At 53.5% G+C, this 17,687-nt stretch carries 9 protein-coding genes; all 9 read right to left on the bottom strand.

Annotation, left to right across the window (positions count from 1 at the left end):
- Positions 1–102 precede the first annotated feature (102 nt).
- On the bottom strand, positions 103–4,236 hold the full coding sequence (locus IPG22_12730) for a TonB-dependent receptor (GenBank protein ID MBK6589151.1): 4,134 nt from the start codon (positions 4,234–4,236) through the stop codon (positions 103–105).
- Between the two features lie 488 nt (positions 4,237–4,724).
- A complete protein-coding gene (locus IPG22_12725; GenBank protein ID MBK6589150.1) occupies positions 4,725–8,297 on the bottom strand; it encodes a TonB-dependent receptor in 3,573 nt (1,190 codons plus the stop codon).
- A gap of 550 nt (positions 8,298–8,847) precedes the next feature.
- Positions 8,848–11,604 (bottom strand): glycoside hydrolase, encoded by a 2,757-nt coding sequence (locus IPG22_12720; GenBank protein MBK6589149.1) that lies wholly within the window; start codon positions 11,602–11,604, stop codon positions 8,848–8,850.
- A 1-nt stretch (position 11,605) separates the two neighbouring features.
- Positions 11,606–12,490 (bottom strand): hypothetical protein, encoded by an 885-nt coding sequence (locus IPG22_12715; protein MBK6589148.1) that lies wholly within the window; start codon positions 12,488–12,490, stop codon positions 11,606–11,608.
- Positions 12,491–12,506: 16 nt separating this feature from the next.
- Positions 12,507–12,698 carry a hypothetical protein gene (locus tag IPG22_12710; protein ID MBK6589147.1) on the bottom strand — a complete coding sequence of 64 codons (192 nt, stop codon included), beginning with the start codon at positions 12,696–12,698 and terminating at the stop codon, positions 12,507–12,509.
- On the bottom strand, positions 12,695–13,528 hold the full coding sequence (locus tag IPG22_12705) for a PmoA family protein (protein MBK6589146.1): 834 nt from the start codon (positions 13,526–13,528) through the stop codon (positions 12,695–12,697). The genes IPG22_12710 and IPG22_12705 overlap by 4 nt, the downstream gene beginning before the upstream one ends.
- A gap of 2 nt (positions 13,529–13,530) precedes the next feature.
- Positions 13,531–13,845 (bottom strand): L-rhamnose mutarotase, encoded by a 315-nt coding sequence (rhaM, locus tag IPG22_12700; protein MBK6589145.1) that lies wholly within the window; start codon positions 13,843–13,845, stop codon positions 13,531–13,533.
- Between the two features lie 7 nt (positions 13,846–13,852).
- Complete coding sequence (locus IPG22_12695) at positions 13,853–15,193, bottom strand: glycoside hydrolase family 88 protein (GenBank protein MBK6589144.1); 1,341 nt, start codon at positions 15,191–15,193, stop codon at positions 13,853–13,855.
- 544 nt (positions 15,194–15,737) lie between these two features.
- On the bottom strand, positions 15,738–17,399 hold the full coding sequence (locus IPG22_12690) for an alpha-L-arabinofuranosidase (protein ID MBK6589143.1): 1,662 nt from the start codon (positions 17,397–17,399) through the stop codon (positions 15,738–15,740).
- Positions 17,400–17,687: the final 288 nt, after the last annotated feature.

The raw sequence follows: 17,687 nt of genomic DNA, 5'->3' as shown, positions 1-17,687 counted from the left end.
CCTTACAAAAGCGAGATATAAAAACCACCGATCCCGCCCGCCGCCGACAGATGGCGACGTCGGGCGGGACCGATGTATTAGAAAACTATGCTCCCCTTCCGTTTAGAAGAAAAGGCGAAGTCCGAACTGAACGTAACGCGGATTGTTTACCGCGAACAGAGTTCCGAAATTCGCATCATAGGTCCCACGCAGCCGGTAATGTTTGAGACCGGTCAGAGTCCTAATGTCGAACGAATTCGGATTGCGTGTCGCAAATCCCTCGGGAACAGGAATACTGTAGAAGTTCAGCGGGATCGCACCCGACGGGAGCCGGTTGCTGATCGTAAGGTTCTGAACGGCTAGCAGATTTGGATCTGTCGCCCCGGTTGCAGCTGGTAAGCCGTTGAAAGCTGCCCAGTTGTTATATTCAGCCAACGTTACCGGCGTCTCAACCGGCAAGGTGCCGAATCCGAATGGCGTATTTCCGGTATTGTTGAGACGGAAAACAGGGTGATTCAGAGCGTTGAGCAGATCGACGCGGAAGTTAAGTTTGCGTCGGCCTTCACCGCCGAGGAATCCAAGCGTAAACGTCTTCTGCAGCGAGAGGTCAAAGTACTGCTGGATCGGTCCGCGAATGTTGAGCGTACGTCCTGAGTTGCCAAGCGAACCCTTATCCGGACGCGTGAACGCTGCCGGATTTACCCACGGTTCGCAGCCGCCTCCAACGGAACACGACTTATCGTAGAGCGGATTCTTGAGGGAAACGCCTGGAACGATGTTCATACGAACCGAGCGGTTGACGCCGCCGAGGCGGTTAGTATCGGTAATGAACGGCGTAAACGGCTGTCCGCCCTGGAGACGGAAGATACCGGACATCGACCAGCCACCAACGATCGCATCGACCGCGCCGGGGAGTTTATTAAAGAATGCGCGCCTTGCTCCGAACGGCAGATCCCAGACGAAAGTATTGTTAAAATTGTGTCTCAGATCAAAAGCCGAAACCGCACGGTCGCCGCTGCGCGGAGCACCGTAGTAGCTCTGGCCCAGTGTCGTTCCACTCGTTAGAACTCGAACGTCAGGCGACGAATCCGAAGCATCATCGATCGACTTGCCAAACGTATAGTTCGACGAGAAGCTCAGGCCGCCCGAGAAGCGGCGGCGAACTTCAACGTAAGCACCGTGATAGATACTCGTTGCCGACGGGTTAAAATACTGATTCAAAGTATTGAATCCGAAATAGGTCGAGTTTATGCTGTTACGCTGGATGGCCAGAACGGCGCCGAGAGCATTTCGGCGTCCCAGAGGATCAGCGAAGGCGTTTTCCGCAGCGACGTTACTGCCCTCGAGCAGTTCAACAAAGGAGGTGCTTCGCGGATTGATGTTGACGTTCGGCATGTAGAGGTGTACGCCTCGGTTGCCGACATAGGCGAACTCTACAGACGTATTTTTCATGATCTCGAAGGAGACCGTCAGGTTCCAGTTCTGTGTATAAGGTACCTTCTCTGAACCATCCTGAACGACTGCAAATCCGGGAACGCCAAGGCTGTTCAAGCCGATGATACCCGTTGCAGGATCGAACGCGAACTGATTGACAAGAGCTTGCTGGAAGCTTCCGCCGCCGACCAGCGGAGCGTTGCCCGAGAGCCTGACCGGCTGACTCGGGTTTGCCGTTCCACCAACTGTCGATCCGGTCGCGAGCGTGGAAACTGCCTGGAATCCGCCAAAGTCAGGATTCGGCAGACGGTTGTTTCCGGTCAGCGGTGCATGCGAGATGCCGTAGCCGCCGCGAACTGCTGCGCTTCGTTTTGAAAGAAACTCCCAAAATTTAGGGCTCCACGCAAATCCAAACCGAGGTTCGAAGTTGCGTTTCGCGACGTCGGTGAGGTACTTAGAACGCCCGTTGTAGCCAGCAAGTGCAAAGACGGGGATCTGAACCGTTGTGGGGATCTGCGCCACGATCGCTGCGTAATTTGGCGAAGTTGCGGTGATTCCAAGACCGGTAATGATCGCCGTTCGCTGAGCATCGGTCAGCGTAACGCTTTGAGCGAGATCGGGGCGGAATGCACCCTGCTGATTGTTTCGCTCACCGCGGGGTGTCTGTAGCGAGTATCTCAAACCGAGGTTGACTGTGAGATTTGGGCGAACTTTCCAATCATTCTGGACAAAGGCGGCCCCGTTTTTCCAGTAGTAGTTGTAGTCGAGCAAGAGTGGGCGGACCTGGACCGCGTTCGGCACGCCAAGAAGCAAACTCGCTAGCGGGTCGCCGCCGTTTGCAGCAGTCGTCGAACGGTTGTTGCTCGTGTTAAGCACACGGAATTCCCAACGTCCACCGGATGCTCCGAAAAACGGGATCACGTTCAGCTTGGCAAGGCCCATGTTGATACCGAATTTCCACGACTGGTTGCCGCGGTTCCAGTAAACGATCTCGTCGACGTTATAACGCTCTTCTTTATTAAAGTTGTTGGTCGACCCGGATGAACCGACGTCGGCAAAGGCCGAGTTTGTGCCGGAATCACTGCTAAGCTGAAATAACGGAAGGCCGCCGCTTGTGAGGCTGGGCAGGCCAAGCTCAGTAGCGAGGTTACGGCCGCCGTTTATAGAAAATTCAGGCGAAAAATCTTCGCTGAAAACGCCTTTCGTGTAGCTCAATCGAAGGTTGTTGACCACGCTCGGCGAGAAAATGTGATCGTCCGTCAGCAGGAATTGTTTCGCATCGCTGAAAACGCCGGTGCTTCCGTTCACATCTGTACCGAAGTTGCGGACGGCGATCGCCGGCGTTACTGAGTAGCGAAAACCAAGCTTGTTAGACCGGGTGAGCTGATGATCCAGCTTTAGGGTGTAGCGGGTTTCGTTCTGAGTGACCTGACGATTGACAACGTAGTTGCGGATCAGGCCGCCGTCAAGAAAATAGTCACCGCCGAGCGGCATGTATTCCAGGATCCGAGGAGCTTTTGGATCGATGAACGCCGCCGGAAGAACGTTTAGTGCAGGGTTCGGGGTCGCATTTGTCGCGGTCGAACACTGCGGCTGGCCCGCTGCGTTGAGCGTTGCACGCGGATCGCCGAATTGGCAGTATTGGAACCCGGTTCCGAGCGTGATCGGAATCAATGTTCCGTTCGCTCCAAGTGTGAACTGCTGGTAAATATTCGATGGGCCTGTCGATGCGACGTTGAACTGATTGGCGATCGCCGTCGGCACCCAGCCTCCAGACGTTCTCGTCAGGTTGCGAAAGTCACCGTTTCTTTCAGCCTGTGAGCGAAGCAGCGTTGTGACCGTAACAAAATCCTGACGCCATCTCGGTTCGTAAGCAAAAAAGAAGAATGTGCGATCGTGGCCGTCGTAAAGTTTCGGGCCGCCTTCCCCAAAGGCAGGAAGATAAACCGGTCCGCCGACCGTCAGCGATCTCTGGCTGTATTTCAGATTGTTTGGAGTTCGCGGGGTAGTTCCGATGCGGTAAGGCTTTGCGTTCGTCGCCGGATTGCGGTGATAGAAGAGTGCCGTTCCGTTGAAGCGATTGGTACCTGACTTTGTCGTCGCATTGATGACGCCGCCACTCGTGTTGCCGTATTCTGCCGAGTAAGCCGAGGTCTGAACTGTGAATTCCTGAACCGTTTCCGGCGTGAAGCTGACAACAGCACGGCCGATACCGACACCGGTATTATTAACACCATCCGCGAGGATCGATGTGCCGCCTGGACGTCCGCCGTTCAAACTCAGGTTAAACCCGGGAACCGGTTGGCCGGACGTAACTTCTGCATCTTCGCTGCCGGCGTCGCCGGAGACGTTAGCGACCGTGACGGCGAGATCGAGCACGCTGCGGTTATTAAGCGGCAATTCGCGAAGCTGAACCTCGGAGATGGTCTTTGAGGTCGTGCCGGATTCCGTATTGATCAGAGCATCTTCTGCCTCGATATTAACGGTCTCAGAAAAATTACCTACCTCGAGCACGACATTTACGGTCTGGACCGTTGCGGTATCGACTTTGATCTTCTGAATGACAGCTTTTTTAAAGTTCGCCGCCTCGGCCATGACGTCGTATTCGACCGGTTCAAGCGAGGTGACGGAAAAAGATCCGCTGCTCGATGTAACCACAGTCGTCGACTGATTAGTTCCGACATTTTTGATCGTAACTTTTGCCATCGGCACCACGGCTCCATTCGAATCCGTTACCGTGCCGCTAATACCGCCTCTATTGGTTTGACCAATTATTGCAAGGCCGGCAATCAAAATTAATAAAGAAATCTGAACCAATCTCATAAGTCTTCTCCACTGACGTAAATTTCTAAAAAATCGTTAGAATTGCTAACAAATAGCTGGAAATACAATAGCCTTTCTTCCCAGATCGCCTGTTTTCAACCACTCAGAAGGAGTTGAAAATAGCCAAGTAAACCGCTTAACTCACTGCCTTGAAAACTGAGCGGCTAATTAAAACAGCCGCACCAAAACACTAAACAAACTAATAATCCGTGAGTTTCAAACTGAAATTATTGAGGATAATAACATCTTGTTAATACTGTGTCTAGAAAAATCCCTGCTTTTTTCTTCATTTCGCGAAAACTTTCTTGATTTTGTCGAAAAGATCTGGCTCTCGATCCGGTACTGTACTCGCCGTCGCTCTCCTCTACCCAGGGCATATCAAACGATTACCTCAGCAGCCGCAGTTCCATTTTATACTTTCCGTCGACGCATAAAGCGGCCAGGCAACTGGAGTACAGCTGCCTGGCCACTTAATTGTTCCTGCCAATTTAGAACAAGAACTTGATGCCGACCTGTGCACGTCGGGCGTAGTTATCCTGGTTAGACGGGGCGATAGTTCCAAACGTGGAGGCAGTCGGGCCAACCGCCGGGGCCGGGAAATACGCCTCGTTAAATGCGTTCGTGAACTCGAGACGGAACTGGATACGCATCCTCTCGTTGATCGCCGTGTTTTTGATCAGCGAAAGGTCAACGTTGTTAATGTTGTCACGCCGAACATCAGCAAAGCGGGTCGGAAGCGTCCGAAGATGGCTTACCGGAGCCGCCGTCGTAGTCGTTCCGCCGTCCTTTACGTTAATGAAAGCAGCGGTATTGAACCATCTTGCCGTCGTCCGATCACTCTTTGGCAACGCTATTTTGCCGCCAATGTAGAACAGGTCGGTGCCAAATGCGATCGGGAATCCAACCTGATAGGTGAACACTCCCTGAAGCTGCCAACCGTTAATTATGCGGTCGACAACACTGTTAGCATCCGAGAAAAGCATCTTGCCTTTGCCAAACGGCAGTTCATAGATGCCGCTCAACGACAGGCGGTGCGGCGAATCCTGATCCGAGATCATCTTCGTCGGCTTAGCATCACCCGCATTTAAGAACTCAGTTGCCTGCAGCCATTTCGACCATGTATAAGCCGCTCCGATGGTGTAACCCTGAGCAAAACGCTTATTGAGATTGAACTGTGCCGAGTGGTACCAAGATTTGCCATCATTGACCGATGTCGTGATATCACCGAAATTCGGGAACGGACGCAGAAGCTGCGATCTCGCGATCGTCGCGTTTGCAAAGCTCGTCCCGACGAAATCCGCGAGGCCCTGGAAAGGGTTCGCAACCGCCTGGCCAAGAAGCGTGCTATTTGCCGTCATCGTCGCCGAACGCGAATTCTCGGCGTTCAGGTATTGATTGGGCAAAGCATTAATATTTCGTGAGATCTCAATATCGTAGCCGTAGTTGCCGACATAGACCGCTTCAGCCACCCAGCCCATGCCAAGGTCACGCTGAATACCAAACTGGAATCTGGCCTGCTTGGAAACCTTCGGATTCTGGTTAAAGAATGAAATTCCGGTACCGAGTCCTGTCTGGCGTCCCTGAGCATTTCCAACGGGCTCCAGGATCGTTATCGCCGTCGGGAATGTCGACATCGAGAACGGGATCGGGGCACCGCTAGCGAGGGTTGTCAGCGGACGCGTCGTCGTTCTCGTATACCCAGGCTGGATCACGTCGCCACGACGTTCGCCGAGAAATCCGGCGAATAGGCCGAAGCCGCCACGCAGAACTGTCTTGTCACCGAGCTTATAGGTCGCTCCAAAACGCGGCAGGAACGTATTCTTCGGGGTCTCGTAAAGGCCATTGCCGGTATCCTTACCTGCGAATAACAAACCGCCCATGACGTTAAAGGTATTCGGGTCAATATTCGTTCCGGTGTAACCGGTGACCGGATTGGTCACTAACCTGGCGCGTGCCGCCGCCTGTGCGGGCTGAACATAAGTTGCGTCAAATCCAGATACACTCTTATTTTGCTTTTCGACAAGCGGGGTTTCGACTTCCCAGCGAAGTCCAAGGTTAAGCGTCAGATTCTGGCCGACCTTCCAGTCATCCTGGACGAAGATGCCGTAGGTCTTGGAATACTCAGCATAGTCTGCCCGACGAACGATCTGCTGCGTGCTCGGCAGTCCAAGAAGGAAAGAGGCCAAGCCCTGAAGGCCATTGACGTCTGTACTTGCTGCACTGCTGGCGCGTGTGTATGTGTTGTCGAAGATGAACTGACCGGTCTGGTCGTTACTCGAAAATGAATCGTTTTCGATGTATGTTCTAAGCTCGCCGCCAAATTTCAGCGAGTGCTTGGCAAACGTCTTGTTCAGAATAATGCTCTGGGAATGAGTATCAACCGGGCGAAATTCATTCGACATACCATTGCCCAAAGGGCCGCCCGAGAAATCAAACCGAGGGAATCGGCGAACGGCCTCGCCGACCAAACCATTGTAAGCAGTTCCTGCGGCTCCGCTCCACAGGTTAGTCAAATCGAATCCCTGTGCATCGGGCTCTTGATCCTGGCCGCGAATAAAGCGATTATAGCCGTATCTAACATTCAAAAATGTCGTTGAGTTAAAAGTGTGAACATCGTCAACAACTGCCTGGCGGGCTTTGAAGAGGAAGTTAACTCCCGTATATGCCGTGCCGGTGTAGTCGTTGTAGATACTGACCCGGTCATAGTAACTGCCGCGAACGAACAGGTGATTTTTATTTCCTATGTTCTGATCGATTCGGAACGTGTAGTTGTCGTAAGGTTTTGTGACTTCCGAAAGGGTCGAGTCGAAGATATTTCCGACCAGGCCTGAGGTTTTCGGTTTCGCGAAGTATGTCAGGACCGCCTTTGCGACAGGGTCGATCCGAGCGGCCGGAATAATGTTGCCGGCAAATGCAGTGCCCGTAAACGTTGATCCGGTCGCTATGCGTGTTGTCGGATCAAAAATACAGATCGTAGATGAGGTCGCGGTACAACCGGACGTGGGTAGATAGGCTGAAAAATCGCCATTGGCGATCGCCTGTGTCGGCACGAACGAGCCCGCACCCGCATCAAATCTCGGACGTGAATCGCGGATGCCCTCGTAGCCGAAGAGGAAGAACGTTTTGTCTTTGCCGTTGTACAGCCACGGGATCATGACAGGGCCGCTAATGTAACCGCCAAATCGATCCGACTTTGAATCCGGCCGGGCTTGGCCGCGGGAGTTACCGAAGAAATCGTTTGCCGCCCATGTTCCAGGCTCTGCAAAGTAGTAAGCCGAACCGTGAAGAGCGTTCTGGCCTGACTTGATACTTATACTGGTGACGCCGCCCTCAGTGTTACCAAACTGCGAATCGAACGTCGCCGTCTGAACCTTGAATTCCTGTACAATGTCCGACGGCGGAACGTAGGTCGCTATGACTTCGTTCGCATTGGCCGTCGCGGTGCTCGGAGCTCCGTCGATCGTCAGGTCGCTGCGGTTACCGCGCGTTCCGTCGATCGCAAAACCGATAATATGGGTCGGTTCGAACGGACGGTCAAGCCTAGCCGAACCGGTGTATGTAACGCCGGAGGAAAGGCCGATGAGCGTATATGGGTCACCGTGGACAAGCGGAAGTTCCTCGATCCGACGGCCATCAACGACCTGGCCGAGCGATGCTGTCTCCGTATTGAGCGGTGGTACTTCGCTTGTGACGGTGACAGTTTCCTGAGCTCCGCCGACCTCAAGCTTTACATCGGCCTGAACCGCTCCGCCGATCTGCAGCATAACGTTATCGCGGATCGATTTCTTAAAGCCAGGTGCCTCGACAACGATCTGATAGGATCCAGGCACCAGGTAAGTAGCCTGGTAAAACCCCTCGCCGTTTGTCGTCAGAGCCTTTCTGCCGCCTCGTGACGGGTCGATAACTGTTACGCTGGCGTTAGGGATCGACTGACCATTCGGATCAGTGACGACGCCTCTGATCGTACCTCGGGTTTCCTGTGCCGCGATCATCTGCATGCATGCCGATAACACGATCAACACCATGAAAATACGGGACATTTTGAAAATTCTTAAGCTCATCTCTTTTCTCCTTACATCGCTCGAACGGGCCTGGCGGTAGGTTCTTTGGAAAATCCGCTCGGACCGTTCAACAAAAACTGCAAATCAAAAACCGTCGGGATCAGCACCTTGGCGTCGTAAAAAATTGGTTTAACCAACTAATTATGAGAGCAATTCTGTTCCGCTGGTCGTTAAAATTTCCTAGCCCGATCGATCATCGGGCGGTTCGTCGATAAGCGGTTAACCTCACGACATTGGAAAGATGTCCGGCTGTGCTACAAATTACAGCATTTGCCCATCTCAAATTGGTAAGATATCTAATTCCCGCTTGATTTGATTGGTAAAGTAACACCATTTGACTCGCGTGTCTATAGAAAACTGCCGGAAAGTAAAATAAATACCAAAATATCCACTTAAATTGGGGAAAATCGCCGTCGATCACGACGAAATTGCGAAGGAGCGGTGAGATGCTCGCCTGTGGAATGTTGGCGATCGCGGCTCAAAACTAGCGGATTGGTAAAACCAATCCGCGGAAGTTTCGGAAATTCAGGAGAGTCTAAACCGTAATAACCTAGCGGGCCGAGGTGAGCTTTACGCTGCCCGTCAACCCCGAAGGCAGCGGTTGGATCTTTTCCATTTCCTGCGGCTGAAACCGTTCACCAAACCGCAGATTTAGAAGCTTATAGTCGGGCAGCTTGCGGCCGGACATGTAATTTAAGGCAGTGTTACCGACCACGACCCTGATGGAATTTGTTCCCGTTTTCATTAGTCGGGTAACATCGACCTTGTACGGCGGGCACCAAAGCGAGCCGGCCTTCTGTCCATTCACGAATATCTCGGCAGCTTCGCGGATCGGCGGATCGTAAAATGTCCGCATTCCGTTTCGCTGGACGACGACGTCGATAGCTTTTCCCTCGCCAAAATCCAAAATGGCGGAATTGCCATTTTTCAAAAAGCCGGCCGGCAATTGAATCGACTTTTCATAAGCCGCTGTTCCCGAGAAATAGCGTGTCGCCTCATCGTCAGCCCACGAGCGTAACGAGGTGATCTTTGCCGGAGGTTGTCCGCCGTAGGAAACATTCCAGTCCGAGCTGATGTCTATCTCCGCGTCCGATGCCGCAAAAACAGGCAACTTGCCGAGGTTCGCTTTGCTCTTTGAGAAAACTACTACCGTTGATCCATAGGGTTCGAACTCCAGGTTAATTGTCGTTGTATTCCCAGTTTGGCTGACAATATCCGCCGCGTAAGCCTGTCCTTTCAATGCGTCCCAAACCTCTGGCTGGCCACCGCCGACCCGGAATTTTACCTGGACTTTCTTTTTCTGATTTGATGTATTCGCTACGAAATATATATCTAAATCGCCCGCCTTGCGGTGTACCGTTCCAAAATCACTGCTCGCCGGCGTGATCTCGGCATCAGGCTGAAGCAGGGCCTTGAGAGCGGTTCCGATCTCTTCATCCTTTTCGACAAACTTGACCGAGGCGCTATTTCCGCCAAAAAGGCGTTCGGCGATAGACTTGAACTCGGATTGTTCGGCGGCTGTCGCCTTAACGCCCGGAACCTTGTCAGGCAGACGGCGTGTCGCGACCAGTTTGCCGCCGCCTGTGACAAATGCATCAAGCTTTCGCAGCGATTCGAGCGGCATTCGCTCGATACCAGGAAGCACGACGACGCGGTGTTTGCTCGATCCAAGAATGAGATCTCCTTTTTCGGACTTGCCGACAGTTCTTAGCATTTCATCATCGAAAAAGTCGAGATTGTACCCCGCCTCAAAGATCGCCGGCATAACCTTTTCCCCGACCATCTCGCGTTCGACGTCTATCAAGTGAACTTTGCCCGCTGTAAAATGAGCGTAAGCATCGGCATTTGGCAGATAAAGGGCGATGTCGTTTTGCGGGGTTCCCTGCCGCATTACGTAGCTCATTCGCTGTAGATAGGTGGCAAGATCCGGCATCACGATCCACCATGGATTTTGCTCAGAATACGCGCCGGCGGCATAAAATCGCCATCCCGGATACTCTACGCCAGGCGGCGTATATCCCCAGCCGTGGCCTATCAACTGGTTGATCCCCTGCAGAAAATGAATATCTGCTTCGGCTTTAAGGTCCAGCGGCGTTGCTCGAAACACCGGCGAATTGAGCCACGTCCACGTTTCCGACGAGGTCACGTTGCGGCCGTAAATATGGTTCGCCGACGAGGCCCACCGAGCAGCTCGCACGACCTTCCATTGAGCACCTTCACCGTCGGAGATATCGGCCCACTGATTGCTCGAGATCGCCGCCGGCGGCAGGCCGTAGCCTTGAATTCGAAACTTCGTTCCGTTCGCCTTCGACCAAGCCTGCATCGGGATCATGAACCGGTCATTGAACAGCTCAGTTATCGTGCGGCCCCAATCGTATCTGATTTCAGCAGTTTTCGGACCGGTTTCGGCAACGAGGGCGGGAAGATGTGGCTTTAGGTCATAGCCGCGGCGCTTTTCAAATTCGGCGAGGAAATCGTCCGTCCAATCCTGGTTGTAAACCTCGAGGCTGTCGCAAAATACCGAATAAGGGACATCGCTTTTATTAAAAGCAGTGAAAAGGCGATCACCGGTTTCCTTTAAGTAGTTGTCGACAGACGGCTTATCGAGATGATTTAGGACGTAGCCTTCAGCACCGAAGGATGGCCTTTTGACCTGCATACCGCTCTTGCCGGAAATAAAAAACAGGATCTCTGATCCAGCTACGCCGGGCGACGGTAGAAATACGTTCCCTTCCCGCAGGTCGGTCAGTTCCTTCAGATCTCCTTCGACAACCGTGTTCCCGCCCTTGGCCGACAGGAAGACCGCCATAAGTTTCTCGGCGGGAATGGTCGATGGAACGGGTATTCGTTTTGCTCCGGCTTCGACTTTGATGCGTTCGACGCGCAGTTGCCCGGCGGCCTCAGTGATCGGTGTTTTTGCTCCGCCAAACGACCACCCACTCCCGAGCGTCAAGTCGAAGCGCATTCCTAGTTCTTTGGCTTTCAGCGATGCAAACCGGAGCATTTCCAGAAATTCGTCAGAAAGATATGGCAGATTCTTGAATCCTGTCTTCGGATCGTCCGGCAAAAGCGGATAAACTGGCTGCACCTCAACGCCGCCGATCCCGCCGTCTTTCATGACCCGAAGCTCACGTTCGAGTTCAGCCTTGGTAACGGCTGGGCCAAACCACCACCAACGCATCATGATCCGAGCATCAGCGGGCGGCGTTTCAAAACCTTTGCGAAGTTCGGAGACGGTTTGCGGCACGGCGATTCCCGCAAGAAGAACGACCAGGATCAGTAAGAAAAGGATTCGATTTCTAAACATATTATAATTTTACAACCGGTGTCGGGTTCGGGATCGCCGTTAAAAGGCTCGTGTCGTCTTTTTTATCAGTCGTCGTCAGAGATTTTCCATCAGCGGCCACGACAACAAATTTGCCCGATGGAGCCTGAAGTCTGATCTTGTTACCAACGAGAATGAGTTTGAACACGCATTCATCTTCCTTCGCCCCTTTGATCGGAACCCGGTGGATCTTGTTAGCTTCTTTGTCCTCCCTAACCTGTGACTGGCCGAAAACTAACTTCACCATATCGCCGCTTGCGAGATTTCCGCCATTGATGTCGACCAACTGGAATATCTGGTTTGCGGTGATCTCTTTTGCGACTGCATCAAGCCCGCCGTTAGGGACCATTCCAATGTGGTTGCCGCCGGCAAACGCGAGTGCGACAGGATATCCAGTCGCTTCGACCGCGGGAGCCACAGTTTGAATGTCGAACATTGTCGCACTTTTCACTTCCGCCACTGCGACAACTGCATTATTCTCAACCTTTACGAATTTCCCGGTCGGCGTTTCGAAATAGATCAACTTGTCCTTAATGTGCAGTTTGAACTGACATTCCTCTTCCTTCGCGCCTTTGATCGGTACTCGGTGGATAACCGACTTTTCTTTGTCCTCGTGCCATTGCGAAGCGTCCATACGGAGCTTAACCTTATCGCCGTCCGCGATCTTACCGCCATTGAGGTCGATCAATCCGAATGTCTGCTTGGCTGTAACGGCTGCAGAAGAAACATCGAGACCTCCGCCCGCAACTTGCCCGACGTATTTGCCGTCAGGCGTTTTCAGCGAAACCGATATCTCTGACGGCTGCTGGGCATGTGTAAATTGAACGAAAAACAACGCGGCCATCGCCGCACAAAGTACTGATCTCATCTCGCGACTCCGATATTTATTTGATAAATGCCTGAAATTCCTTCTCCACCGCTTCCTTCGAGGCCTTTTGCGGCAATATCACCAGCCGATGCCAAAATGTGATCGACCGCTTTGCCGCGAGTGTAAATCGCCGCTCTTCCTTGTTTGGCTCAAACTGTTTCTGCCCAAATGGGTTAACCGCCAGCAGGCCATAGCCTCGAACCATCATATACGAGGGGAAATTGTGATTCTTCGGCGAGTCAAAACCGCGACCGTAACGTCTTCCATTCCAACCTTTCCCGTCACTGCCGCCCATTTGCCCGTTGTCCCCCAAATCTTATCGCCCGTTACGCCTTCGCTGTTGAAATACTTCCCAGTAAACCGTGTGCTGTTTGTTTCATCCGAGATCACACCACCGGCGGACGTGACCTTGACCGGAAGTTGACCTGCTTGTTCTAGTTCAGTTGCCAGATGGATCGCGAAGACGCCTTCCTTACTATCTCCGAAAACGACGTCTTGGTCGTTGGCAGTCAAAACCGTTTCGCGATCGATCCACCGCTGGTTTCCTTTTGCATGAAATGTATATTTCGTCGTCTCAAGCAGCAGGGTTGTACCGTTCGGATGGATCCATGCCGATGTGGTGGTCAGTTCGCCGCTCCCGATGCCGCTTTTCATCTCAAGGATCTTTTTCTGGACGATCCGGCCCATATGTTCGAGTTCTTTTTCGGTACGAAATGGCGAATTATTCCAGAAGTCGATCCCGTTCACGTTACCGTAGCTGAAGGAAACCCCAACCTGATGCGGATGCCCGATCGTCTCTCCGTCACGCGTCTCGACGGGAAAACCGCGAGTGATATAGCCGCCGCCGACAGACATTAGCGGAAACAAAACGGGCCGTCGGATCTTTTCATCCCAGCGATATGACGTAAAAAGCTTGCCGCCAACCTCGACATCAATACGAGTTTCCAGCTCGCGCGGGATCAGCCGTACGCTTTGAGCACGTATTGAGGCTGCGATCAGCAGTAAACAAACAACGGTCGCTGCGGCAGGAATTTTCATCGTTAATCGAGATGGAAAACTTCTTTCAAGTCTCTCGAGATCGGGCTGTTATCCGCGTTCGAGGGCATGATGCCCTTCATGAATGCCCACCAGCGGTGACATTCATCCGTATCAGCGATCGTGTTCCACAACTCTTCCGATTCGATCTCGGCATAGCCAAAAAGCTGGCTTGTTTCCGCATCGAGGAAGATCGAATAGTTGTGAACGCCATGATCTCTCAGCACAACCTCAAGCTCCTGCCAAATAGGCCGATGGCGCCGCTCGTATTCGTCGTGCGAGTCGGGGTCAACACTCATTAGAAATGCCTTGCGAATCATAGACGATCTATTGCCCGAGCAGCTGTACCGAACTATCGTTGATCTCGAATTTCTTATTCTTTAACAGCATCAACACCTCGGCCCCGGCCAATAAGACCGGTCCGTAACCGTGTGCGGCAAACTTGCTGATCGGCCGGTGATAGTAAAATGCAGGGTCGAATGCCATTCCGGTTCCCACGCAGGTTCCCTCGACCTGGCCCTGAGCGTTTACCTTGGTCGAAACCGCATTCCAGGCCAAAAGCGTTGCCGGAGCATAAGCCTTTGCATCGATCCAGCCTCGATTCACGGCACGCGCAAGCGAATATGCATAAATTGCCGTCGCCGAAGTTTCGAGATATGAATCAGAGCGATCGAGAAGCTGATGCCAGAATCCGCTGCCCGATTGATAAGAAACGAGGCCTTTTGCGTGATCCTTCAAGAGCTGAAGGATCTGCGGACGCTGCGGGTGGTCTTCCGGAAGAACTTCGAGCAGTTCGACCTCGGTCATGAACGCCCAGCCGTTCGCCCGTGCCCAGCGAAACTCTGGATGCTCGCCCATCGACTCGACCCAACCGTGCATATAAACGCCCTTTTCCTTGTTGAACATCTTTTTAGCGAAGAGCAGTACCTGCTTGCACGCTTCGTCATAGTACTTCGTCTCGCCGGTCAGTTTGCCCATCTGCGCGATCGCCGGAACGCCCATGAACATATCGTCGAGCCACAACGTGTTCGGCTGCGGCCGCATACGCGCCAACGTTCCGTCCGCGAGGCGGTGCTGGCCGGTCATAATGTGCTTGATGCCGTTGTCCACGACCGGACGGACGTTCGCCGTACTGCCGCCGCGGATCGCTTTGATCATCGCCGCGGACATCGCTCCGGTGTCATCGAGCGTACGCGGATTGATCAGATTTCGAAGCGGCATTCGGCCTTCCCATTCCTCATAATGATCCGCCGGTTTTCTGAATTGAGCCGCCGCATCGCCGATGAATTTCAGCCGCTTCTCAACGTAATCCTTATACCTCGGATCGCCCGTCGCCTCGCTCGCAAGCAGCATTCCGGCATAGGTTACACCCCATTCATACGAAACGATCCTGAAATCGCCTTTCTGCAAGATCGTATTTGCATCGATCTTCGCCGCGTCGGTAAATATTTCGCCGGTCTTTTCGTTTGCAAAAGCAGGCGGCGTGACGCCGTTCAAATAGGTATATACGCGTGACAAAACAGCCGAAACGTCCTCATTTTTCGGAATGCCATATGGAATAGGATAGTCCGGCTTCAACAAATGAAGAGGCGTAGTCGCATCTGTTTGAGCGACTATGGATTGAATGCCCACTAAGAAGCAAATAGCGAGGGTTATTAGTTTTCTCATTAATTTTTAATGTCTATTTCTTTATCCTTCCTTCTCTCCCCCCCCCGCCCCCCTCCCCCCCCCCCCCCCCCCCCTCCCCCCTTTCCGCCTCCCCCCCCCCCCCAAAGCCCCAACGCCCGGGGGGCTAAATTTGTATTCTCGGGGGGCGGGCGGGGGGGGCGTCACTCTCCCCCCCAACCCCCCCCCCCGGGGGAGGGGGGGGGGGGGCGGAACCTTTCTTCTTCTCCCCCCCCCCCCCCCCACCACCCGGCGGGACGCGCCCCCCGGCGGGGGGGCTGGACTCCCCCCCCCCCCCCGGGGAAAAAAAAACCCTCCCCCCCCGCCCCCCCCTTTTCTTTTTTCCGGTGTTTTTAGGGGGCGCTCTCAAAAAAAAAAAGCCGGGCCCGCCCTTTTTTCGCCGCGGCCGCGGAAACACTTCTGGCCGCCGCCGCCCCCCCCCCCCTCCCGGGCCCCGGGTGGGGGGGGGCCCCGCCAAAACGGGGCCCGGGCCCCCCCCCTTGCCCCCCCGGGGGGGGGCCCCCAAAATCCCAGGGGTTTCATTTAACTACGCGATCGTCAACGTCAACCTCGTCACCGACGCCGGTGCAAACTTGTAAACAAGGCGTCCACCAGCCCCGACCGTCACATTCTCATTCCTTGGAACCAGAGCGTTCGGGCTTTCGAAACTGTTACGGGCGTGAATGTCGTTTGATGACAGAACGCGGGCGGTCGCTGCCACGATCTTTGCCCCGCCGATGTTGATCTCGGTTTCGCGGCCGTTTTTCGCATCGGGGTTAACGGCCGTCAGCGTTACCGTTTTTCCGTTGACCGAAGCCGAACCGTTGAGCCCCCAGAATTTCGTCGGGATTTCTTTCTTCGCGGCGTCAAATCGCGAGAACGCCACTTCAGGAGACGTGAACTGCGTTCGAACCGCTGTCGCACCGGCGTGCGGCATGTACATTTCGAATACATGATAGTTCGGCGTGCAGAGGAATTTGTCTTCGTACGTGTGAAACAGCGAATGGATCGTATTCACAAGTTGTGCCGGATTTGACATCACGACCTTATCAGCGTGTCGCTGGAAAGTATCGAGATTGAGGCCCGAGATGAGCGCGTCGCGAAGCGTGCCGGCATAGGCATAGAGATACGCCGGCGGCATATCGGCGTCCTGATTGTGCCAGGCTCCCCATTCGTCAACTATTAGCTTAACGCGATGGTCACGGTCGATCTCGCCCATTACCTGCCAATGCTCACGAACGAGGCCGTCCATTCGGTCAGAACGGGCGATCAGGTCGTACCATTCGTTCTCATCGTAAACCCGTGCATCGCCTTTGCCGGTCGTCCCTGAATAATAATGCAACGCCCAGCCGTACATACGATTGAGCATACCGTTACCTTTTTCGGTGAGTTTCGTAAAGAATTTTCGCGTCCAGCCGAGGTCGCCGCCATTCGGGCCCGAACCGACGAGTTGAAGCTTCACGCCATACGTGGGCAGCCACGCAGTGAATCTGCGAAACTCGGTCGCATACTCCTCCGGCGTAAAATCACCGCCGCAGCCCCACGATTCATTTCCGACGCCCCAAAGCTGCACATTGTACGGATCCTTGCTCGCATTCGCCGCCCGCTGACTCGAGAGCGTCGTCACGCCGGCCGGTGCGTTACAGTATTCGAGCCATTGCATGAATTCGGAAACGCCGAGGCTTCGAAGGTTTGCCGCAAGGTATGGTTTCGCCCCCACCAACTGGCAAAACTTAATAAATTCGTCGGTGCCGAACCAATTCGGCTCATATTTCTGCGGGCCGTCTTTCACATCCTGATACGCTTTCGGCGCTTTGTAGGTCGTGTCCGCCCAGAAATTGACCCGCGACGGACGCTTTTCACGCGGCCCGATACCGTCACGCCAATCATATTGGTCCGCAAAACACCCGCCCGGATAGCGGATCACACCTGGTTTTAGCTTGGCGAGATGATCGACCAGATCCTTTCTGATGCCGCCGATATTCGGGATCTTCGATTTTTCGCCGACCCAGATGCCGTCGTACACAACGGCCCCAAGGTGCTCGACGAAATGGCTGTAAAGATTGGGGTTGATAGTTCCGATCGGCTCATTTATCAGGATCTCGACCCTCGAATCAGCTGCCTGAGCATACATCGCTCGTGGTGCGATAACCGCCGCGGCTCCGGTCAACAGCGACCGATTTAAGAAATCTCGTCTTCCGATACTCATAGTTTTTTCCCGCCCACGTCGAAGTAGTAAACCGCTTAACTAGCTTTTTGATCCGGTTGCTGTTATATTGCCTCTAATCAGCCAACGCCAAGAGGATCAGGTTATGTTCAAGGATTACAAAACGGTAATTTGTAGAACTTTTCTATAACATTTCGTCCGCAATTACAAGCGGTTTTCTCAAAATCTTTCTTGGCGGCCTTTGCGTCTTTGCGTGAGAAAAGGCCCTTTTAACGCAAAGACGCAAAGGCCGCCAAGGATGCAAAGAAGAATCTTGTCTGTCTAAATGAC

The sequence above is a fragment of the Acidobacteriota bacterium genome, from assembly GCA_016703965.1.
Taxonomy (GTDB): Bacteria; Acidobacteriota; Blastocatellia; order Pyrinomonadales; family Pyrinomonadaceae; genus OLB17.
This window is presented reverse-complemented; position numbering and strand designations above follow the sequence as displayed.